Source organism: Saccharomonospora sp. NPDC046836, assembly GCF_040645195.1.
Lineage (GTDB): Bacteria > Actinomycetota > Actinomycetes > Mycobacteriales > Pseudonocardiaceae > Prauserella_A.
The window spans coordinates 1-20,568 of sequence record NZ_JBEYXW010000019.1; the positions used below are offsets into that span (position 1 = coordinate 1).

A 20,568-nucleotide genomic window follows, 5' to 3' on the forward strand; every position below is an offset into this window, starting at 1 on the left:
CCACCACCGCCGCTATGGTCCACATCATCTGGTAGTCGAGGTAGCCGCGGGACTCGCCGAGCACGCCGCCGAGCCCGGTGCCGGTGATCAGCTGTTCGGCCAGGACCACGCCGAGCAGCGCCCTCGGCACCGCCAGCCGCGCGGAGGCGAACAGGTGCGGCATCGCGTGTGGCAGCGTCACCATCCGCAGCACCGTCCACCGCCCGGCGTCGACGGACCTGAGCACGTCGAGTGCACCCTTCGGTGTGGCCGCGATGCCCTGGGTGATCGTCACGAAACTGGGGAAGAACGTCACCGAGATCGTCACGACGACGGTGGTGAGCGTCCCCCTGCCGAAGATCAGCGCCAGCAGCGGGGTGAGCGCCACCAGCGGCATGGTCTGGCTGACGAACGCGAACGGCAGCACCGTGCTCGCGACGGCGGGGAACTGGCTCAGTGCCACGGCGAGCAGCAACGCGACCAGCAGCCCCGCGACCACGCCGAGCAGTGCGACCGGCAGGCTCTCCCCCAGACCGGTCAGCAGGCGCTCGCGGGCGGTCGCGGCGGCAGGCGAGGAAGTGAGGCCCTCGACGAGGTCCACCGGCGAGTTGACGACCGGACGGGGCAGGCCCGTCGACCACAGGAACGCGTACCAGGCGAGCAGCACGACGCCGAGCCCGGCGAGCAGCACCGCTACCCTGCCCGCGCGCCCACCGCCTGCGCGGCCCAGCATGTCCGGCGACACGACGGCCAGCTGCTCGCCGGTGCCCCTGAGCGAGCGGCGCAGCGCCGCGAACAGCCCGTACCCGATGGCGCACACCGTGGTCGCCACGAGCCCGATGGCCCACAGTTTCGCCGGTTCGCCGCGGCCCATGGAACCGAGCAGGTAAACGCCGAGCCCGGTGCTCCCACCGAGGAACTCACCGAGGATGGCGCCGAGCAGCGCGCCGGGCGCGGCGACCTGGAAGCCGGCCAGCAACCCCGGCAACCCGGCGCGCAGCCGCACGAGCCACAACTGCCGCACCCGGCCGCCGCCCGCCGAGCGCACGACCGCGAGTGCGCCCTCCGGCGCCGAACGTAGCCCGACGAGGGTGGACACCGTGGTCGGGAAGAACACCGACAACGCGGCCAGAATGATCTTCGGCTGGTCACCGTCGTACGCGACGCCGAGAATCGGCGCCACGACCACGATCGGCAGGCAGAACAGGGTCACCAGCAGAGTGCGACTGACCCGCTCCAGCACGGGCACCAGCGCGAAGAGCACGGCCAGCAGCACGGCAACCGTGTTGCCCGCGACGAAGCCGATCCCGGCCACGCGCAGGGTGGCCAGCAGGTGCGGCGGATAGTCGGCCCAGTCGGCCGCGAGGCTCTGCCCGATCGCCGACAACGCGGGAAAGGCGCCACCGGCGATGAGCCCGAGCCTGCCGACGACCTCCCACAGCAGCGCGACGACCAGCCCGGCCAGCACGACGTCGAGCACCCTCCGCCGGAGGGTCACGGCACCGCTCCCGCGCTCGCCGGCGCGGCCAGCAGTTCCGACAGCTCGTCGCACAGCGAGTGGAACTCCGTGCTGCGCAGGAGATCCGGGGCGCGGGGCCGCTCGAACGGCACGTGCACGACCGCGGTGACCCGGCCTGGCCGCGGGCTCATCACCACGACCTGATCGGCGAGGAACACCGCCTCGGAGATCGAGTGCGTGACCATGACGGTGGTGTGCCGGTGCCGCAGCCAGATCCGCTGCAGCTCGGCGTTCATGCTGGTGCGCAACAGTTCGTCGAGCGCGCCGAACGGCTCGTCGAGCAGCAGCAGGTCCGGCTCGATCGCCAGCGCACGCGCGATGGCAACGCGCTGGCGCATACCACCGGAGAGCTGCCCGGGCAGGCTGCGTTCGAACCCGGTGAGCCCGACCAGCGCGATGAGACGGTCGATGGCCTCGCGGGACGGTTTACGTCCCGACGCCTGCAGGGTCAACGCGATGTTGCGGCGCACATCGCGCCACGGCAGCAGCGATGCGTCCTGGAAAGCCACCCCGATGCGCCCGCGCTTGCGCAACGACGCGGGCGCATCGCCGTGCACAGTCACGGTGCCTTCCGTCGGGTGCTCGAGATCGGCGAGCAGCCGCAGCAGGGTCGACTTGCCACAGCCCGATGCCCCGATGACCGCGGTGAACGACGAAGCGGGCAGTTCGAGCTCGATGCCGTCGAGCGCGTGCACCTCCTGCCCTTTGGCGCGGTAGCGATGGGATACCCCGCTCAGGTGGATACCGCTCATGCCTTCGCCAGCTCGCGCGCGAACGCGATCGTGTCGACAGGGCGCTCCTGACGAGCGCGGGTCCCGTCATCCTCAATGGCGCCCCGCCGCCCCGATAGCGGGCCTGACGGCACTGCGCGCGCGTTGTGGTCACCTTGACTGCCGCGGCTTGACACAGCACCGCTCATCAGTGCGCCTCCTCGGCGAGCAGCCCCCTGAGCTCCTCGATGGGCGGCAGGTGCTCGTGCTCGGTACCTGGCAACAGCTCCCACCGAACGCGTCCCGGTTCGCGGCCGTGGTCGGGCACGTGGATGGTCCGCGTTGGCGTGACGATCCAGTCGACAGGGACGTCGTGCGGCTCGCCGGTGAGCACCTCGTCGACGACCTGCGCGTCGTGCACGATGTCGACGATCTCGGACTCGCCGGTGGTCAGCCCGATCTCCGACAGCATCGCCCACTCCAGGTCGAAGTACCCGTGCCCCTTGCCGAAGCGAATGCCGTTGCGGCTGATCGCGGAGCCGCCGGTGACCAGGAGCCGCAGCGGTTCACCGCCGCGCAGCCGGGCCAGCGGCGTGGGGGTGGCGTAGCGGTCGAGGCCGTCGAGTGTGGCGGCGTAGCTGACCTCGTGCGGCGGCACGTCGGCTGGATCGAGCTGGAGGAAGCCACGCCGGATGCCGTAGGTGGTCGCGAGCACCGTCTTGCCGGCCCTGATCGCTTCCCTGCGGAGCAGTTCGGTGGAGTTGTCCGGGGTGATGAACACCCGCTCGGCCTGCTGCCAGGCAGGCAGCTGGAGGATGCGCGCGGTCGCGGCGTCGCTGCCGGCGAAGTCGGCGATGAAGGACGAGAAGTCCCAGTGGAACCGGGAATCCGGCCTGCCGACCCGGCGCAGTGCCGCCCAGATGCGTTCCCGGTGCTGCTGCGTGCCGTCAGCGCGCATGATGCTGGTGCTCCATTTCGGCGAGGTAGGCGATGGTGTTCACGAGGTCAGGGCGCAGTGCCTGCCACGTGATCCCGTGCGGGCGGGGGAAGGCGGCACCGGTGTCGAGCACACCGTCCGGGGTGACGATCGTGTCGAGCGGCAGGTCGAACCGCTGCGGGCGCAATGGCGCGTCGACGACCTGCACCGGGTGGACCACGGCGGCGACCGTGGTGGCCTGCCCGGCCAGCCCGAGTTCGGTGAGAATGCCCCACTCCAGGTCGAGATAGGCCTGACCGCCGCCGATGTGCACGCCCTGGCTGGTCACCGCCATGGCACCGGTGACGAGCAGGTCGACACCGCCGATGTCGGTGAGCTGCGCCAGTGTCAGGCGCTGCCCCTTGCGTTCGAGGCCGTCGAGCGTTGCCGCGAGCTCCCTGTCGGCGGGCGGCACGGCGTCCGGGCGGAGCGCGACGATGCCCCTGCGCATGCCGAACGTCGGCACCAGCACGGTCTTGCCGTCGTCGAGGGCAAGCGCGCGGAGCCGTTCGAGGCTGTTGTCCGGCGTGATGAACACGGTGGCTGCGGCGTGATAGGCGGGCAGCTCGCGCAGAAGCTCGTGGCAGCGCGCCGAACCGGCGAAATCGGGGACGAACGCATCGACGTCCAGATGCCAGCGGCTGTCCGGCAGCGCGATGCCGGCGAGCGCGTCGTGGATGACCAGCCGCACCTGGGTGCGCCGGTCCACGAACGTCCCCCGCCCGGGTTCCGCACGTAGCAGCCCAGCGCGGACGAGCTCCTCGGTCGCTCTGCGCACGGTGCCCCGGCTCGCACCGAAGCGCTCCATGAGCTGCCCCTCCGGCGGCAGCGGCTGGTCGTCACCCCACGGGTGGGCCAGTGCCAGCTCCCGGAGCGCGACGGCGATCTGCTGGTAGATCGGCGGCGCTCCGGCATGCCGGGCGAGCTGGGAACGGGGTGCGCTCATAGCTCGGCGATGAGGGAGGCGTCGAACATCTCAGGGGTCGCTGCCAGGCCGAGCTGCTTCAGTGAGTCCACGCAGTCGGCGATCGCCTGCTCCGACATGGCGAAAACGCCGCCGCCTGCTTCGATGAGTGGCTTGCTGTGCTCGTTGAAGTAGATCTCGTTGTCGATGGTGCGGCCAGTGCCCTTGAACCAGCTGTCGGCGTAGCGCGGCGGGAACGCCGTCGGGTCGGCGAAGTTGCGTTGCCACCCCTCGCGGCTGGCCCGCAGCCACGCGACGAGTGTCTCGCGCTTGTTCTGCAACACATCGCGGGTGACCACGACCGTGTCGTTGAAGATCTTGAACCCGACGTCGTAGAGCAGGAACGACGTGGGCTCACCGCCGGCTTGCCTGATCGTGTAAGGAATATTGACGGTGAAGTCGACCGTGGCGTCGACCTCGCCCTTGAGCAACGGTGTTGGGTCGTAGGCGTAGGGCACGATGCGCACGTCGTCGACCGGGATGTCGTTGATCTTGAACATCGCCTCGACAGCGAGCCGGTTGACGTCCGGCACGGCGAGCCGCTTGCCGACGAGGTCCTGCGGCTTCGTGATGCCGTTGCCCTCGAGGCTGACGACGCCGAGCGGGTTCTTCTGGTACTGCGCGCCGATGATCACGAAGGGCGCGTTCTGCTCGGCGATGGCCTTGATCGTGGTGTCTGGCGTGGTGAGCGCGACGTCGGCACGGCCGGCGAGCAGCGTGCTCTCCGGGATGACGCTCGGACCGCCGGACAGGTAGGTGAAGTCGATGCCGGCGCGCTGGTAGTAGCCCTCGTCCTTGGCGATGTAGTAGCCCATGAACTCGGCGTCGTTGATCCACGCCGACTGCAGAGTGATCGCCTTCGGATCGCTGCCACTGGAGGCCGCGCCGGGCGAACCGCAGCTCGCGAGCATCCCGGTCAGCCCGGCTCCCGCGCCGACGACGGCGGCGGCACGCACGGAGTTTCGCAGAAAGGCACGGCGGTTGGGTGTGTACATGGCGCTCCTGGACTCGCTCGGGGTGAGCCCACAGTGCGCCGCCGATGTGACGATCACACGCCGCCGTATTGCAGCGGTGTAAACGTATAGACGTTTGAACCGTTGCTCACGCCGACGCGGCGTCGGCAATGCTCCTGGCCTCGCGGGCCCCGGCCTGCAACGCCTCGCACGAGAACAGCAGCCACTCCCGCACCCCATCGGCCTGCCCGGTGGCGAACGACTCCGCAGCCGCGCGGTAACGCCGCACGTGCCGGAAGTACGTCACCTCCGGCACCGTCAGTGCCTTGGGATCGAGCCCCGTCGCGAGCATGGTGAGCCGCGCGGCCGCTCTGGCGACCACGCCGTCGGCGGAACCGAACGGCCGCAGTGCCAGCAGCTCGCCGTGCACCACCGCCACCAGCACCGGGCCCGGCACCGCCGTCGCACCGGTGACGAGCTGGGCGAGCAGCTCCAGCCGGGCCGTGATGTCCTCGACAGCCCGTGGGCGGCCCAGCTCGTCAGGCTCGGTGACCAGATCGGCCGCGGCGAGGACGTGCAGCCGCGCGAGTGCCTGCAGCGGCGCCCTGCGCCAGGTCGGCAGCAGCGCCTCGGTGGCCTGTGCGGCACGAAGGGCTCCGGCCAGCACCGGATCCGTGACCGCGCCCTCGGCAGGCAGTTCCGGATCTGCGCCCTCGACACCCGCCGACGCCCGTGCGGCGCGGACCGACGCCTCCGCGGCGGTCGCCGAGCCACCACGCAGGTTGGCACGATGCCGGTGCACAGCGAACACGGCGTCCTGCGCGGTCTTCGCCGCCGCGGCGACCCCGTCGAGTTCCAGCAGCGGCGCCAGCACGTCGGCCATGAGTCGAGAACCTGACCCTTCCGGTTGGTCACCGGCGGGTCCGACCGCCGGTACGGCGAGCCTATTCGCCTGTGTCCGACCGCTCGTCAGCCGCTCGTCGTGTCGTGCTTGTCGCCTCCCCGACCTGGCTGCAACCTTTTAGGTGCCGTACTAACGTCGTATCCGTCACCGCGGACGTAGCCCATTCGCCTTCCAGGAGGGCCTTGCACAATGACAGAGCAGTCGCCGGCACTCGCTAACCTGCTGACCGAGAGCCGTACCTTCCCACCGAGTGAGGAATTCGCCGCGGAGGCCAACGCGACCGCCGACTGGTACGCCGAAGCCGACACCGACCGGGAGGCGTTCTGGGCCCGGCAGGCCGAGCGCCTGCACTGGGACACCAAGTGGACGCAGGTGCTCGATTGGTCGCAGGCGCCGTTCGCCAAATGGTTCGTGGGCGGCAAGCTCAACGTGGCCTACAACTGTGTCGACAGGCACGTCGAGGCCGGGCACGGCGACCAGGTGGCCATCCACTGGGTCGGGGAGCCGGGCGACAGCCGCGACATCACCTACGCCGAGCTGCAGCGGGAGGTCTCGAAGGCCGCGAACGCGCTGGTGTCGCTCGGGGTGACCGCGCATGACCGCGTCGCCATCCAGCTTCCGATGATCCCCGAGGCGATCGTCGCGATGCTGGCCTGCGCCCGCATCGGCGCCACACACAGCGTCGTCTTCGGCGGGTTCTCGCCAACGGCGCTGCGGCAGCGGGTCGACGACGCCGAGGCCAAGATCGTCATCACCTCCGACGGGCAGTTCCGCCGCGGCAAGGCCGTGGCGATGAAGGCGAACGTGGACGAGGCACTCGCCGGGGCCGAGACCGTCGAGAAGGTCATCGTGGTGCGGCGCACCGCAGGCAACCTCGACGGCGACGTGCCGTGGTCCGAAGGCCGTGACCTGTGGTGGCACGAACTCGTCGACAGCCAGCCCGACCACCACACGCCCGAGGCGTTCGACTCAGAGCACCCGCTCTACATCCTGTACACCTCAGGGACCACCGGGAAGCCGAAGGGCATCCTGCACACCTCGGGTGGCTACCTGACGCAGGTGGCCTACACCCACGACGTGGTGTTCGACCACAAGCCAGGTGAGGACGTCTACTGGTGCACCGCCGACATCGGCTGGGTCACCGGGCACTCCTACATTGTCTACGGGCCGCTTGCCAACCGCGCGACCCAGGTCGTGTACGAGGGCACGCCGAACACCCCGCACGAGGGCAGGCACTGGGAGATCGTGCAGAACCACAAGGTCTCCATCTACTACACGGCGCCCACGCTGATCCGCACGTTCATGAAGTGGGGCGCCGACATCCCCGCCAAGTTCGATCTGTCGTCGCTGCGGGTGCTCGGTTCCGTCGGTGAGCCGATCAACCCGGAGGCGTGGATGTGGTACCGGGAGAACATCGGCGCCAACGGCTGCCCGATCGTCGACACCTGGTGGCAGACCGAGACCGGGGCGATCATGATCTCCCCGCTGCCTGGCGTCACCAGCACCAAGCCCGGCTCGGCACAGCGCCCGCTGCCCGGCATCTCGGGCAAGGTCGTCGACGACCAGGGCAACGAGGTCGGCAAGGGCGGTGGCGGTTACCTGGTGCTGGACAAGCCTTGGCCGGCGATGCTGCGCGGGATCTGGGGCGACGACGAGCGCTACCGGGAGACCTACTGGTCGCGGTTCGCGGAGCAGGGCTTCTACTTCGCCGGTGACGGGGCGAAGTACGACAACGATGGCGACATCTGGCTGCTCGGCAGGGTGGACGACGTCATGAACGTCTCCGGTCACCGCATCTCGACCACCGAGGTGGAGTCGGCGCTGGTGTCGCACCCGACGGTCGCCGAGGCCGCCGTGGTCGGCGCGACCGACCCGACAACGGGCCAGGGCATCGTCGCGTTCGTCATCCTGCGTGGCGGCGTCGCGGAGGACCAGGCCCACGGCGAGGAAGCCATCCAGGCCCTGCGGGACCACGTCGCCAAGGAGATCGGGCCGATCGCCAAGCCACGGCAGATCATGATGGTGCCCGAACTGCCGAAGACCCGATCCGGCAAGATCATGCGCCGCCTGCTGCGGGACGTCGCGGAGAACCGGCAGATCGGTGACGTCACCACGCTGGCCGACGGCTCAGTCATGGACCTCATCGCCAGCGGCCTGAAGTCGCGCGGCGACGAGGACTGACACCCGGCCTGCAAAGAAATGCGGCCTTCACCCCGGGCGGGGTGAAGGCCGCATTTCTTGTGGCCGTTGCCGGTCAGACGATCAGCCGGTCACGTCCAGGTGGGCCGCGACCGGGGTCGGCACCGGGGCCTTGCCGTTCGCGTCGGCCTGGGTGCCCGAGCCGCCGTTGTTGTTGCCACCGGAGCCGTTGTCGGTACCGGAGCCGTTGTCGTCGCCCCCGTTGTCACCGCCGTTGTCACCGTCGTCGTCGCCACCGTTGCCGGGGGTCGTCGTGGGCGGAGCGGTGGTGGTCGGCGTGCCGCCACCGTTGTCGTCGTCATCGTCCTCAGCCGGGGCACAGGTCGCCGACGCGATGTCGAGCGTCTGCAGCTCGCTGACCTTGACCGACAACGCGGTCACCGTCACCGAGCCGTCCGGGTTGGTGACCTGCTTGTTGAGCAGCACCGAGGCGAGGCCGGGGATGTCAATGCCGGTGTTCGGCGGCGCCGTCACGTCGACGGTGACACCGGCGACCGCGACCCTGGCCAGCGACGAGGTGGCGACGCCGTCCTCGCAGGAGGCCTCGATGGCCTGGGCGGACACGAGCGGCTCGGTCAGCCCGAGCTGGCCCAGCGAGCTGACGTCGACCCGCAGGTCCGCCACGCTGGCCTTGGCGTAGCCCTCACCGGCGCGTGCGTTGAGCAGGTCGAGCCCGACCAGGTTGCCGGGGAGGTTCAGCGAGGCGAGCGACTGCTCCGCGGCGCCGTTCGAGTCGTCCACGTAGGGGGTCGGGTCGATCGTGAGCAGACCCGTGGCGGCGATCGCGTACGCCGAGTTCGTGGGCTCCTCCTGGGCCGCAGCCGCGGGAGCGAACACCAGGCCGGCTGCCATGACGGCGGAAGCCGCACCGACACCACACACGGCCAGAGACTTTCTAGACAATGAACTACCTTTCGAGGTATTGCGAGCAATTACCGCGTTCAGCGGTTCTTTCCAGTGCTGAATTGCTTCCGATCGAGAAATCAGACGATGTTGACGATCGTGCCGAGCGGAAGCTTGACGAGCTCGTCGAGGGCCTCTTTCGTCACCCTGATGCACCCGTCACTGTTCGCCTGCCCAACGAAACTGTCGTCGGGCCAGGTGTGAATGCCGACGGTGCCTGGGCCACCGCCGAATGTTTCGTGCGAGTCCGAGTGATAGCTCAGCGGAAGCACGATGGGGCTGTAGGTGTTCACCGTCTCCGCGATGGAGGCGATGATGTAGGCACGCCCCTTCGGCGTCGGATACTGCGCCTTACCGATGCCGATTGTCCATTTACCGAGAGACTGGCCGTTCTCGGTGATTTCGAGTTCGAACGCGTCGCGGTTGACCGTAACCACGAAATCGTTCTGCGCCGTTTCCACCTCACTGCCGGTGTGCACCCAGCCGCTGGCCCCGTTGGGGCGGCTCGGCAGCAGGATCTGCGCCCAGCCTTCCTGCTCGGCGATCACGGGCACCCAGGTCGGCGAACCCATCTGCCGCGAGGGCAGCTTCGCGAACGGCTCGCCGTTGACGGACTTGTAGACGACCAGGTCCTGCTTCGGGTGCAGCACCTTGCCGGTGCTCTCGGCACCCGGGTCCAGTGGCGCACCCGCGAGGTCGCCGAATGTCGTGGCGTCGGGCAGGGTGGTCAGGTCCTCCTGGCTGACGGCCACGGGCTCGACGGCCTGCGGCTCCTCGCTGCCACTACATCCGGAGACGAGCAGCGCCAGCAGCGCCGCACTCCCAGCCGCAACGAGCCTTGCCGACCGAATCCTCCCGCGCAGGCGGAAGGTGCCACGTCTATCCATCGATCACTGTCCTGAAGCAGTAGGGACACGGGTAGCGCGCAGGCGGAGACCCCGACGCCTGCGCCGACGAGCACAGCAACAACTACTGACTGCGCACGAGATGATTCGCATTGTTAACCCGTTAAGAACCCGCGATCAAACTCGTTGCTTTCTCACTGCGAGCCCCACAACTGGGCAAACATCGCGTTTGCGCAGGCCAGCGCCTCGGGAGTGGATCACACGATCGTGTTACTTCGAATCACTCCAGGCAACCTCCGGTTCAGCGCATAGTCGTGACGCTCCGGAGAAGAGCCCCCGGATAGTGATCATTCGGTCGTGGATTCCCCCACCTGAAAGTGCGAGAAGGGCCACATAGTCAGCCGTCCCGACAGCCGGGAACAATCGCCGTCGCACGAGAAACACCACGACCCCGCGCCGACCTTTGTCGAACGTGTGTTCTACAATTGGCGGTCGTCGTAGCCGGACGTCACCGACAGGGAGACACCCGCATGAGCTTGGACACTTCGATCACTCCGGACGCGCAGGTGGATTTCGCCGGCGCGGCTGTCACCGAAGAGGCACCACTGGCGGAAGCCGCCGAGCAGGAACCGGCTGCGGAAGCCGGCGAGGAGGGCAAGCCGAAGCGGGGCCGCCCCAAGGGCACCGCCGCACGCAAGACCCGCACTGTCGAGCTGACCCTCACGGTCACCGGCACCGCCGACGGCGACTGGCAGGCCGAGCTCAAGCACGGCAGCAAGTGGGTCGCTCGTGGTCTGGACATCCCGGCGTCCGCGGTCTCGCGGGCCGCGAAGGAACTGCACGCCGACCTCTCCGCCCCGATCGACGAGGTCATCAACGCCGCGCGGGACCAGCAGCAGGCCAAGGTCGCCGAGCTGGAAGCCCAGCTGGAGCAGGCCAAGCAGGCGCTCGCCGAAATGGAGCGCTGACCCCATTCCGGCGTGCCGCGGACAGCCTCGCCCGCGCCGGAGTGTTTGCGTTGCCTCACCTGGCATTGCGTCTTGTTGAATGAGGCGGTGACGAACGCACCACAGCCGCCGCACACCGGTGAGCCGCACCACGAGGACCTCAGCGGCAAGCTCAACTGGCTGCGCGCAGGCGTGCTCGGCGCCAACGACGGCATCGTGTCCGTCGCAGGCCTCGTGGTCGGCGTCGCCGGTGCCACGACGGATCGCACGGCGCTCATGCTCGCCGGTATCGCCGGGCTGGTCGCAGGCGCGCTGTCGATGGCAGGCGGCGAGTACGTCTCAGTGAGCACCCAGCGCGACACCGAGCGGGCGATGCTGCGGCTGGAGACGCACGAGCTGCACACGATGCCCGAGGCGGAGGAGCGCGAGCTCGCCGAGATCTACGAGACGAAGGGCCTCTCTCCCGAGCTGGCCAACCGGGTTGCCAAGGAGCTGACCGCGAACGACGCGCTGCAGGCGCACGCCGAAGCGGAGCTGGGCATCGATCCGGCGAACCTCACCAGCCCGTTGCAGGCAGCGTTCGCGTCGATGGTCGCCTTCACGACCGGCGCGCTGCTGCCACTGCTCGCGATCATCCTGCCGCCCACGCCGGTACGGATATGGGCCTGCGTGGCCGCCGTGATCGCCGGCCTCGCGCTCACCGGCTGGACGAGCGCGCGGCTCGGCAACGCGCGCGCCGGCCACGCCATCGCCCGCAACGTCGGCGTCGGTGCGCTGACAATGCTCGTGACCTACCTCGTGGGCCTGCTCTTCGGTGTGACAACGAGTTAGCGCACGAGGTCGCTATCGGCTGGACTGGTCCACCGTTCGGAGAAGAGCTCGTATCCCGGTGGGTCTCCTGGCAGCACGTGCGGCGCCGGAGCGCGGAGGCCATCGAGTGCGATGGCGGTGACGCGGGTCCGGGCGTTCAGGGCCGCTTCGGCCAGGTCGGTTCGCCCTTGCCTGTTGAGTTGGTCGAGTAGCGGCGACTTGGCGAGCTGTTCGATGAGCAGTTCCAGGTCCACGGCGGTGACGTCAGGCCGCAGCGCACCCGCGGCGTGTGCGCGATCGACCAGTGCCTTGACCGCCGCGTCCGCACGCTTGTTCTTGTCGGCCATTTCCGGGGTGACGGTAATGGTGCCGGCGATCGGTGCAAGCGAGCCCGGGCCGCGCGCGATCGAGGCCATGGCGTAATGCACTAGACCTTCCCACGGGTCACCGTGAGCGAGCCCTTCTTCGGCCGCGGCGCTGTACTCCTCGAGGGCGATTACACACAGGCGTTGGAACAGCTCGTCTTTGCTCCGGTAGCGGCGATACAGACTCCCGATCCCGACGCCCGCCCGCTCCGCGATCGTGGCCACCGACGCATGTGCCCCGTCGGCCGCGAGCGCCTCTCGCGCGGCTTGCAGCAAGGCGCGGTCGTTGCGTTCAGCCTCGGCTTGGCGAGGGGCTCTCCGGGTGTGCTCGGTCATCGACGATCATCTTAGCTCTTGCGGAGCGGATCACTCCGATTGTAGGTTGGTGTTCAAACGGAGCGTTTTGCTCCGATATGCGCATAAGGAGAAAGACCATGGAACACGGCGCTCACGACACGATTCGAGATGACGACACGACGGCAATCCGGCAGGTGGTTGCGGACGCGCAGCGGTACCAGAGCGAGCCCGAGCCGTTCGTTGCTCTGCACGCCCCTGATTCGCTCGTTGTCAACATCGCGGGACGCCGGGTGTTCGGCAGGGACAGCATCCACCACAACATGAAAAGGGCACTCGACACGCCGTTGGCACACGTACTGACACGAACCGAGATCGAGGACATCCGTTTCGCGACCCCCGACGTCGCCATCGTCAGTTGCATCAAGCACGTATCAGACAAGCGCGACGCTGCACTGAAACAGGACGCGGGTGCAAGGCTTCCCGAAAAAGGCAGCCTCACCTACGTCATGGTCAAGGACCACGGCGCATGGCGCATCGCCTCCGCGCAGACCACCCCGATCATCGAACCCTGATCAGAACTACTTAGCGCACGCCGCTCATCAGCCTGGACACGAACGGCGACACCGCGGCGATCAGCAGGCCGATGCCCACCGCGACGGCGCCGACCACGCCGAAGTAACCCGCTTCGGCATTGACGTTGTAGTACTTCGCCAGTGAGCCGGACAGCGCGGTGCCGAGCGCAACCGAAAGGAAGTTCAGCGCGACCATCTGCGTGCGGAACGCCGTCGGCGCGAGCTTGGTGGAAAGCGAAAGGCCGACCGGGGAGAGCAGCAACTCGGCAACCGTGAAGACCAGCAGGACGCCGACCAGCGCGAGCACGGGACTCGTGTTGCCGTGGCCGCCCGCCATCGGCAGGAACAGCAGGAACGCGCAACCCATCAGCACCGTGGCGAGCGCGAACTTGATCGGTGTCGACGGCTGGCGCGGGCCGAGCTTCGTCCACAGTGCGGCGAAGATCGGCGCGAGCGCGATGATGAACACCGGGTTCACCGAGTTCACCCAGGACACCGGCATCTCCCAGCCGAAGAGGTGCCGGTTGAGCCGTTCGTCGGAGTACACCGTGACCACGGTGAACTGCTGCTGGTAGAGGGAGAAGAACGCAGCACTGGCAATGAACATCGGGATGAACGACAGCACGCGTCTGCGTTCGACCTGCGTGATCTTCCGACTGGTCAGGATCACCGCGAAGTAGACGACCGATGCCGCGCCGATGACCCACACCGTGACGTCGGACAGGTTGGCCGACGTCACCACGCCGGACAGCACGAGCAGCAGGATCACGGCCACCAGCGCAGCGAGCACCATGGCAGCCAGCGGCCACCGGGAGGACGGCAGCGGGTTCGGCACGACACTCGCCCGCTCGCCGAGGTTCTTCCGGCCAAGGGTGTACTGGATCAGGCCGATCGCCATACCAATCGCAGCGAGCCCGAACCCGAGGTGGAAACCGACCTCGGACTGCGCGAGCCCGGTGAGCAGCGGGCCTGCGAACGCGCCCAGGTTGATCCCCATGTAGAAAAGCGTGAAACCGGCGTCGCGGCGCTCGTCCCCTTCTCGATAGAGCGTGCCGACCACCGCTGTGGCGTTGCCTTTGAGCCCGCCACTACCGAGTGCGACGCAGGCGAGGCCGACACCGATGCCGGTCACACCGGGCAGCAACGCGAGCGCGATGTGCCCGATCATGACGAGCACGGCGCTGTAGAAAAGGGTGCGCTCCGGTCCGAGCAGCCGGTCGGCAATCCACGCTCCGGCGATCGTGGAGAGGTAGACGAGCCCGCCGTAGGCGCCGACGATGCCGACCGCGGTGGCCTTGGGCATCGCGAGCCCGCCATCGGCCACCGAGTAGTAGAGATAGATCGGCAGGATGCCGAGCATGCCGTAGAAGGAGAAGCGCTCCCACATCTCGACGCCGAAAAGATTCGCCAGCCCTCGCGGGTGACCGAAGAACCGGGTGTCCTGGCTGGCCTGTGTGGTGGCGGTGGGTTCCACTGGCTATCGGTCCCTACGTGCTCGCTGATCGAAAACGACCAACGCGATAGGCTATCAGTAGGTAAACGATCTACCTGCCCGGTTCTCGGGTCATGCGTCGCGGCAGCTAAGGTCGATGGTAGGTGTGCCGGGAAGTCTGGTCGGCGTCGACGAATCGCCGACCCCTGGAGACGCCCGTGAGCACCGAACGCCGCCCCACCGTGGCCATTTCCGAGTTCGCCCGCTTCCTGCGCACCGAGACCACCGGCGGGATGATCCTGCTCGCCGCCACGGCGATCGCGCTGCTGTGGGCGAACTCCCCACTGGGCGACGTGTACCGGGACATCCGCGATCTGCACATCGGCCCGGAGTCGCTGCACCTTTCTCTGTCCATTGGGGACTGGGCGAAGGACGGCCTGCTCGCGCTGTTCTTCTTCGTCGCGGGGCTCGAGCTCAAGCGCGAGCTGGTGGTCGGCGAGCTGTCGAACGTCAAGGCCGCCGCGCTGCCGATCATCGCCGCGTTCGGCGGCATGGTCGCGCCTGCGCTCATCGCGCTCAGCATCGGCTGGGGTGAGCCCGGCATCGAGCGCGCGTGGGCGATCCCCGTCGCGACCGACATCGCGTTCGCGCTCGGGGTGCTCGCCCTCACCGCCTCGAGCCTGCCCACCGCGGCCAGGGTCTTCCTGCTCTCCCTGGCCGTCGTCGACGACCTCGGTGCGATCGTCGTCATCGCGGTGTTGTTCACGGAGACCTTCAGCCTCGTCGCCGCCGGAATCGCGGTGGCGGGGCTCGCGCTCTACGCCTACCTGCAGCACAAGCGGGTGCGCGCATGGTGGCTCTACGTACCGCTGGCCCTCATCGCGTGGGGCGCCGTGCACGGTGCGGGCATCCACGCGACGATCGCCGGTGTCGCGCTCGGCCTGCTCACCCGCGTCCGTGCCGACGAGGGCGAGGCCGAATCGCCCGCCGTCCGCCTCGAGCACCGGCTGCAGCCGTGGTCGGCCGGCCTGGCGGTGCCCGTCTTCGCGCTGTTCGCCGCCGGCATCGCGATCAGCGGCGACTCGCTCGCCGCGGTGTTCGGTGACGCCATCCCGCTCGCCGTGCTCATCGGCCTCCTGGCGGGCAAGGTAGTGGGCATCCTGGGCGCGAGCGCCCTCGCCGTCCGGCTGGGGCTGGCCAGGCTGCCCGGCTCGCTGAGCTGGCTGGATCTCGGCGCGCTGTCGATGCTCGGCGCCGTCGGCTTCACGGTGAGCCTGCTCATCGCCGAGCTCGCGCTGGAAGGCGAGGCAGCCGAGCTCGCCAAGACGGCCGTGCTGATCGCGTCCGCGATCGCCTCGCTCACCGCCGCCGTGCTGCTGCTGGCGCGCGGCAAGGTGCATGCCAGGGGCGCGCCTGCCGAGCCTGCTAAGTGATCACATGGCACGATGAGGCCCGTGAGCAGCCCCAAAAACGATCCGGTCGGCGGTGATCGCGCGGGTTCCGTGCCCTACCTCCCGCTGTCCGAAGACAACGAACCCACGGCCGACGCCCAGTCGATCGGTGCGCTCGTCAAAGACGCGACGCAGCACCTTTCGACGCTGTTCCGCGCCGAGGTCGAGCTGGTCAAGGCGGAAACGGTCGGTGAGGCGAAGAAGGCAGCGAAGGGCAGCTTGTTCTTCGCCGTCGCCGGCGTGATCGCGCTGTACAGCTCGTTCTTCTTCTTTTTCTTCCTCGGTGAGCTGCTGTCCGAGTGGTTGCAGCGCTGGGCGGCGTTCGGCATCGTGTTCCTGCTGATGCTGATCAGCGCAGGCCTGTTCGGCTTCCTCGGCTACCGGAAGTGGAAGAAGGTCAGGGCTCCACAGCGCTCGATCGACAGCCTGAAGGAGACGGCCGCCGCCCTCAACCCGCGGCGCCTGGCCGAGCCGGCCGTTGCGGAGCCGGGCCCGCCGGTGCAGCGCTGACCACAGTGGCGCAGGTGACCGTGGAGCCACCCGATCCGTCGACCGTCCGGCTGCCCGGCCCGTGGACGCATCGTGACGTCTCCGCCAACGGCATCCGGCTGCATGTCGCCGAGGCCGGAACCGGCCCGCTGGTGCTGCTGCTTCACGGGTTCGGGGAGTTCTGGTGGACCTGGCACCACCAGCTGCGCTCGCTGGCCGAAGCCGGGTTCCGTGTTGTCGCCGCCGATCTGCGCGGTTACGGCGACTCGGACAAGCCGCCCCGCGGCTATGACGCGTGGACGCTCGCCGGTGACATCGCCGGGCTGGTCCGCGCGCTCGGGGAGCGGCAGGCGCACCTGGTCGGCCACGCGTGGGGCGGCATGCTCGCCTGGACGGCGGCGACCTTGCATCCGCGAGTGGTGAGCTCGGTCAGCGTGGTCTCCGGCGCGCACCCGCTGGCGCTGCGCTCGGCGATCTCCCGCACCGTCCTGCGCAGGCGGGGCAGCCAGGCACGGGCCATGGCGCACCTGCTGCGCTTCCAGGTACCCATGGCTCCGGAACGCTGGCTGGTCAAGGACGATGCCGCGGCGGTGGAACGGTTGATGCGGGCCTGGTCGGGAGAGGCGTGGCGGCGCAGCGCCGATTTCGCCGGCACCGCCGGCACGTTCCGGCACGCGATGCTCGTCGCCGGTGTGGCGCACAGTTCGCTGGAGTACTACCGCTGGGCTTTCCGCTCGCAGTTCCGCGGGGAGGGCAGGCGGTTCACCGAAGCCGTCGACGCGCGCCTGCGGATGCCGGTCCTGCAGCTGCACGGCTCGGCAGACCCCTGCATCCTGCCCGCGACAGCCCGCGACTCGGCGCCATGGCTCGGACCGCGTTCCCGGTTCGAGACGTTGCCCGGCATCGGCCACTTCCCGCAGCTCGAGGACCCAGAGCACACCACGAAGGCACTGGTCGCCTTCCTGCGCGGCAGCTGATCATGCCGTGCAGGGACCGGTGCTCACCTCCGCGTCCAGCCTCGGTGCCGACGCCACCTCGTCCCGCACCTCGTCGGCGGTGAGCACGAACCCGGTCTCCGGGTCCTCCACCGACGCACCGAAGACAACCCCGGTCACCCGCCCCTCCGGGCTGATCATCGGACCACCCGAGTTACCGCTGCGCACCTGCCCGCGCACCGTGTAGACGTCACGCTGCACGGTGTTGGCGTCGTAGATGTCCGGGCCCTGCAGGTTGATCCGCTGGCGCACTCGCAGTGCGCTCGCGGTGTACGGGCCGTCCAACGGGTAACCGAGCGCGATCGCGTCATCGCCCTCCTGCGCGGACTGGTCGGTGAGCGTGAGTGCACGCGCGGTCAGCCCCGGCACCGCGAGGATCGCGACATCGGTCTCCGGGTCGTACAGGACGACCTGGGCGCTTTCCTGGCCGTCGACCGTCTCCACGGCAACCTCGTCGGTACCGGCGACGACGTGTGCGTTGGTCATCACCCGCTCCGGCGCGATCACGAAACCGCTGCCCTCCAGCGAGCGCGAGCACGAGGGCGCGACGCCGCGGATCTTCAGCACGCTGTCCTGCATGCCGCGAACGACCCTGCTGTTCTGCAACGCGGCGTTCGGCGGGCCGATCTCGCGTACGGGCGCCCTCTGAAACGGGTCTACAATGGACGGAAAGCCGGACGCATCCAGCAGCTGGCGGAGGTCACCGGGCAGGCCACGCGCTTGTTCTGGCATCACCGTGTTGACGCCACCGAGAACGACGGAGTTGTTGATCTCCCTGGCCAGTCCCGGAATCGCCGCGACACTGGTGAGCGGAAGTGCGATCAACCACGCCACCAGGAACACGACAGCGCCCTGCACAACGGCGCCCAGCGCGCTGTCCACACTCGAGACCTTCGGCGAGTGGATCCTGCGTTTGAGCTTGTTCCCGAGCCAGACACCGATCGTCTCGCCGAGCGCCACCAGGATCACCACCGTGGCAACGGCGAACGCGACGCGTGCGGCTGGCTGCTGGAAGAAGTCGATGATGATGGGGGCGAGCTGGATGCCGAGGATCGCGCCGCCGAGCACACCGAGGAAGGCTGGCAGCGCGATCACCACCCCCTGACGAGCACCGGAGATCGCCGCCAGCACGGCCAGCAGTATCACCAGCACATCGACCCAGTTCAACGTCTCTCCCTACTAGGCCACCTACTCCGGCCGCGCCGACTCCGCGCGGCGGCTGCGAGCCTCGTGTCGAGCCAACGCTACGTCAAGGTCCCGCACATCCGTGTGATCCCACTCCTGCTCCCAGCCACCGAGAGTGAGCAGGACCGAGAGCAGACCGGCCGTGAAGCCCCACACGAACATGTCGCGAACCTCGAAGGCCGGACCCTTCCACTCGACACCCGGCCTGCTCACCTGGAACCGGTTGGCCGGGTCGGTCAGCTCCCCCAGCGGAACGCGCGCCACCGCCGCCGTCTCGGCGGGGTCAACGGCGTGTACCGGCGATGGCGCATGCCAGTGCGCGAGTACCGGGGTCACCGCGAAACCGGATACCGGCACGTACAACTCGGGCAGGATGGCGACCGGGGCGACACCGGCAGGGTCGACGCCGGTCTCCTCCTCCGCCTCCCGCAGCGCGGTGTCCACGGGCCCGTCGTCGTGCGGCTCCGCACCTCCGCCGGGGAACGCGACCTGCCCGGCATGCGCACCGAGCGTGTCGGCCCTGCGCAGCAGCAGCACATCGGGACCGTCGGCACCGTCCGCGCCGAACAGGATCAGCACGGAAGCCGGCCGGGCCGCCGTGCCCGTGGGCACAGCGAAGCGGGTGAACGTCTTCGAGCTCAGCCCACCGCTGAGCTCAACGAGCCCGCGCAGCCATGCGGGGGCGTCGGCCGGGTCGATCAGCGGCCCGTTCACCGGGCGGCTCCGACGGCGGCACGAATCTGCTCGATCGAGGTGAACAGCCGTGGGTTGCTGATGAAGTGCACCGTCCCGTCGGCGGTGATGAGGTAGGACGCCGGAAGCGCCCGCGGCACCTTCAGCGCCTCGCGCGCCGGTCCCGAGGCGCCCTCACCGTCGTACACGGTCGGCAGGCGCACGCCGAGCTGGGTCAGCAGGTCGAGGCCGTCCTTGGCGTTGCTCTGCACCTGCACGGTCAGTACCCGCACGGCACCGGGCTCCGCCGCGTAGGCGGCCAGCAGCGGCAGCTCCTCCCGGCAGGGCGCACACCAGGTGGCCCACACGTTGACGAGGGTGGCCTGCCCGCCCAGCGCGCTGCCGAGGTCGACGGTGGAACTGTCACCAAGGCATGGCACCTCGACACCGGCCAGCTGCTCGACCGAGCCGCTGTCACCGGTGGGGCATGGTTGCAGCGCGGCGGCCGCCCTGGCAGGCCCGAGGTCCGCGGCGGGAAGCTCCGGGCCGCGGTTGGAGACCACGGGCAGCACAGCGATCAGCGCGGCGAGCGCGAGCACACCCACCGCCAGCGCCCATTTCGTCGCAGTGGTCATCGCCGTGCCGTCCTGCCGTCAACTCGCATCGTGTACCAGTGACAGAAGGTGATCGCGCTCCGCGCCCTTGACGAGCTTGGCCGCGACCTCGAACTCGGTCGGCCCAGTCCCGTAGGAAGGACAGTCGACCGCGAGCGGGCACGCGCCGCAGGCGGGCTTGCGGGCATGGCAGACCCGCCTGCCGTGGAAGATCACGCGGTGGGAGAGCATCGTCCACTCCTTGCGCGGGATCAGCTCGCCGACCTCGTTCTCGACCTTGACCGGGTCCTCGTCGCTCGTCCATCCCCAACGGCGCACGAGCCTGCCGAAATGGGTGTCCACAGTGATGCCGGGTACGTCGAACGCCTCACCGAGCACGACGTTGGCGGTCTTGCGGCCGACACCGGGCAGGCGCACGAGGTCCGCGAGTGTGCCGGGCACCTCGCCGTCGTGGCGTTCCACCAGCGCCGCACCGAGTCCCATCAGCGACGTCGCCTTGTTGCGGTAGAACCCGGTCGGCCGGATCAGCTCCTCGAGCTCGATGCGGTCGGCTCCGGCGTAGGCGGCGGCCGTCCGGTAGCGGGCGAACAGCGCCGGGGTGACCTCGTTCACCCGTTGATCGGTGCACTGGGCCGAGAGGATGACCGCAACCAGCAACTCGAGCGGCGTCGTGAAATCCAGTTCGCAGTGCGCGTTTGGATAGGCTTCATCAAGGCAACGCTTCATCCGGCGTGCCCGCCGCACCAGCGACAACCTGGTCTCATTGGCAAAAGAGCGCCGCTTGCGG

General features: G+C 68.9%; 21 protein-coding genes. 7 read left to right on the forward strand and 14 right to left on the reverse strand.

All coding sequences use genetic code 11. The features are described 5' to 3' along the window. From ABZ863_RS21130 to ABZ863_RS21155, 6 genes are all read right to left on the reverse strand, one after another. On the reverse strand, positions 1-1,477 hold a 1,477-nt coding region (locus tag ABZ863_RS21130), incomplete at its 3' end, for an ABC transporter permease subunit (RefSeq protein WP_358538190.1). Continuing rightward, positions 1,474-2,250 carry an ABC transporter ATP-binding protein gene (locus tag ABZ863_RS21135; protein WP_358538193.1) on the reverse strand — a complete coding sequence of 259 codons (777 nt, stop codon included), beginning with the start codon at positions 2,248-2,250 and terminating at the stop codon, positions 1,474-1,476. The genes ABZ863_RS21135 and ABZ863_RS21130, both read right to left, overlap by 4 nt. A 166-nt stretch (positions 2,251-2,416) precedes the next feature. After that, positions 2,417-3,166, reverse strand: coding sequence for a 5-formyltetrahydrofolate cyclo-ligase (locus tag ABZ863_RS21140; protein ID WP_358538196.1), 750 nt, complete (start codon positions 3,164-3,166; stop codon positions 2,417-2,419). Further along, positions 3,156-4,130, reverse strand: coding sequence for a 5-formyltetrahydrofolate cyclo-ligase (locus ABZ863_RS21145; protein ID WP_358538199.1), 975 nt, complete (start codon positions 4,128-4,130; stop codon positions 3,156-3,158). Before ABZ863_RS21145 ends, ABZ863_RS21140 begins: the two co-directional genes overlap by 11 nt. Continuing rightward, entirely contained in the window at positions 4,127-5,143 is a 1,017-nt protein-coding gene (locus ABZ863_RS21150; protein WP_358538202.1) for an ABC transporter substrate-binding protein, read from the reverse strand. The genes ABZ863_RS21145 and ABZ863_RS21150 overlap by 4 nt, the downstream gene beginning before the upstream one ends. Positions 5,144-5,249: 106 nt before the next feature. After that, positions 5,250-5,984, reverse strand: a complete 735-nt coding sequence (locus ABZ863_RS21155; RefSeq protein WP_358538205.1) for an oxidoreductase — start codon at positions 5,982-5,984, stop codon at positions 5,250-5,252. Between the two features lie 210 nt (positions 5,985-6,194). On the opposite strand from ABZ863_RS21155, the gene acs reads away from it, so the two are divergent. After that, positions 6,195-8,186 (forward strand): acetate--CoA ligase, encoded by a 1,992-nt coding sequence (acs, locus tag ABZ863_RS21160; protein WP_358538208.1) that lies wholly within the window; start codon positions 6,195-6,197, stop codon positions 8,184-8,186. Positions 8,187-8,267: 81 nt separating this feature from the next. On the opposite strand, the gene ABZ863_RS21165 is transcribed toward acs, so the two are convergent. Next, positions 8,268-9,107 (reverse strand): choice-of-anchor P family protein, encoded by an 840-nt coding sequence (locus ABZ863_RS21165; RefSeq protein ID WP_358538211.1) that lies wholly within the window; start codon positions 9,105-9,107, stop codon positions 8,268-8,270. An 80-nt stretch (positions 9,108-9,187) separates the two neighbouring features. Continuing rightward, positions 9,188-9,994 (reverse strand): L,D-transpeptidase, encoded by an 807-nt coding sequence (locus ABZ863_RS21170; RefSeq protein WP_358538214.1) that lies wholly within the window; start codon positions 9,992-9,994, stop codon positions 9,188-9,190. Positions 9,995-10,482: 488 nt separating this feature from the next. Between ABZ863_RS21170 and ABZ863_RS21175 the strand changes: the two genes are divergently transcribed. Continuing rightward, entirely contained in the window at positions 10,483-10,920 is a 438-nt protein-coding gene (locus ABZ863_RS21175; protein WP_358538217.1) for a DUF6319 family protein, read from the forward strand. Between the two features lie 87 nt (positions 10,921-11,007). Beyond that, on the forward strand, positions 11,008-11,730 hold the full coding sequence (locus ABZ863_RS21180) for a VIT family protein (RefSeq protein ID WP_358538219.1): 723 nt from the start codon (positions 11,008-11,010) through the stop codon (positions 11,728-11,730). Here ABZ863_RS21180 and ABZ863_RS21185 read toward each other — a convergent pair. Then, entirely contained in the window at positions 11,727-12,410 is a 684-nt protein-coding gene (locus tag ABZ863_RS21185) for a helix-turn-helix domain-containing protein (protein ID WP_358538221.1), read from the reverse strand. The two genes, ABZ863_RS21180 and ABZ863_RS21185, sit on opposite strands and share 4 nt — an antisense overlap. 98 nt (positions 12,411-12,508) lie before the next feature. On the opposite strand from ABZ863_RS21185, the gene ABZ863_RS21190 reads away from it, so the two are divergent. After that, positions 12,509-12,943, forward strand: coding sequence for an SgcJ/EcaC family oxidoreductase (locus ABZ863_RS21190; RefSeq protein ID WP_358538223.1), 435 nt, complete (start codon positions 12,509-12,511; stop codon positions 12,941-12,943). A 10-nt stretch (positions 12,944-12,953) separates the two neighbouring features. Here the strand turns inward: ABZ863_RS21190 and ABZ863_RS21195 are convergent, their stop codons facing one another. Continuing rightward, positions 12,954-14,417, reverse strand: a complete 1,464-nt coding sequence (locus ABZ863_RS21195; RefSeq protein WP_358538225.1) for a peptide MFS transporter — start codon at positions 14,415-14,417, stop codon at positions 12,954-12,956. Between the two features lie 176 nt (positions 14,418-14,593). On the opposite strand from ABZ863_RS21195, the gene nhaA reads away from it, so the two are divergent. From nhaA to ABZ863_RS21210, 3 genes are read left to right on the forward strand one after another with little or no spacing between them, the layout of a single operon-like run. Beyond that, complete coding sequence (gene nhaA, locus ABZ863_RS21200) at positions 14,594-15,808, forward strand: Na+/H+ antiporter NhaA (RefSeq protein ID WP_358538228.1); 1,215 nt, start codon at positions 14,594-14,596, stop codon at positions 15,806-15,808. A 12-nt stretch (positions 15,809-15,820) separates the two neighbouring features. After that, positions 15,821-16,336 (forward strand): phage holin family protein, encoded by a 516-nt coding sequence (locus tag ABZ863_RS21205; RefSeq protein ID WP_358538230.1) that lies wholly within the window; start codon positions 15,821-15,823, stop codon positions 16,334-16,336. Positions 16,337-16,356: 20 nt separating this feature from the next. Then, the gene (locus ABZ863_RS21210; protein ID WP_358538493.1) at positions 16,357-17,292 is read left to right on the forward strand and encodes an alpha/beta hydrolase; all 936 of its coding nucleotides are present in this window, start codon (positions 16,357-16,359) and stop codon (positions 17,290-17,292) included. Here ABZ863_RS21210 and ABZ863_RS21215 read toward each other — a convergent pair whose 3' ends face one another. Genes ABZ863_RS21215 through nth form a run of 4 tightly spaced genes read right to left on the reverse strand, consistent with a single transcriptional unit; the run spans position 17,293 to position 20,507 of the window. Then, the gene (locus ABZ863_RS21215; RefSeq protein WP_358538232.1) at positions 17,293-18,477 is read right to left on the reverse strand and encodes a MarP family serine protease; all 1,185 of its coding nucleotides are present in this window, start codon (positions 18,475-18,477) and stop codon (positions 17,293-17,295) included. It abuts the gene before it with no gap. A gap of 21 nt (positions 18,478-18,498) precedes the next feature. Continuing rightward, positions 18,499-19,209, reverse strand: coding sequence for a CoA pyrophosphatase (locus ABZ863_RS21220; RefSeq protein ID WP_358538234.1), 711 nt, complete (start codon positions 19,207-19,209; stop codon positions 18,499-18,501). Next, entirely contained in the window at positions 19,206-19,802 is a 597-nt protein-coding gene (locus ABZ863_RS21225; RefSeq protein WP_358538236.1) for a TlpA disulfide reductase family protein, read from the reverse strand. Before ABZ863_RS21225 ends, ABZ863_RS21220 begins: the two co-directional genes overlap by 4 nt. Before the next feature lie 18 nt (positions 19,803-19,820). Beyond that, positions 19,821-20,507, reverse strand: a complete 687-nt coding sequence (nth, locus tag ABZ863_RS21230; RefSeq protein ID WP_358538495.1) for an endonuclease III — start codon at positions 20,505-20,507, stop codon at positions 19,821-19,823. Between the last annotated feature and the right edge of the window lie 61 nt (positions 20,508-20,568).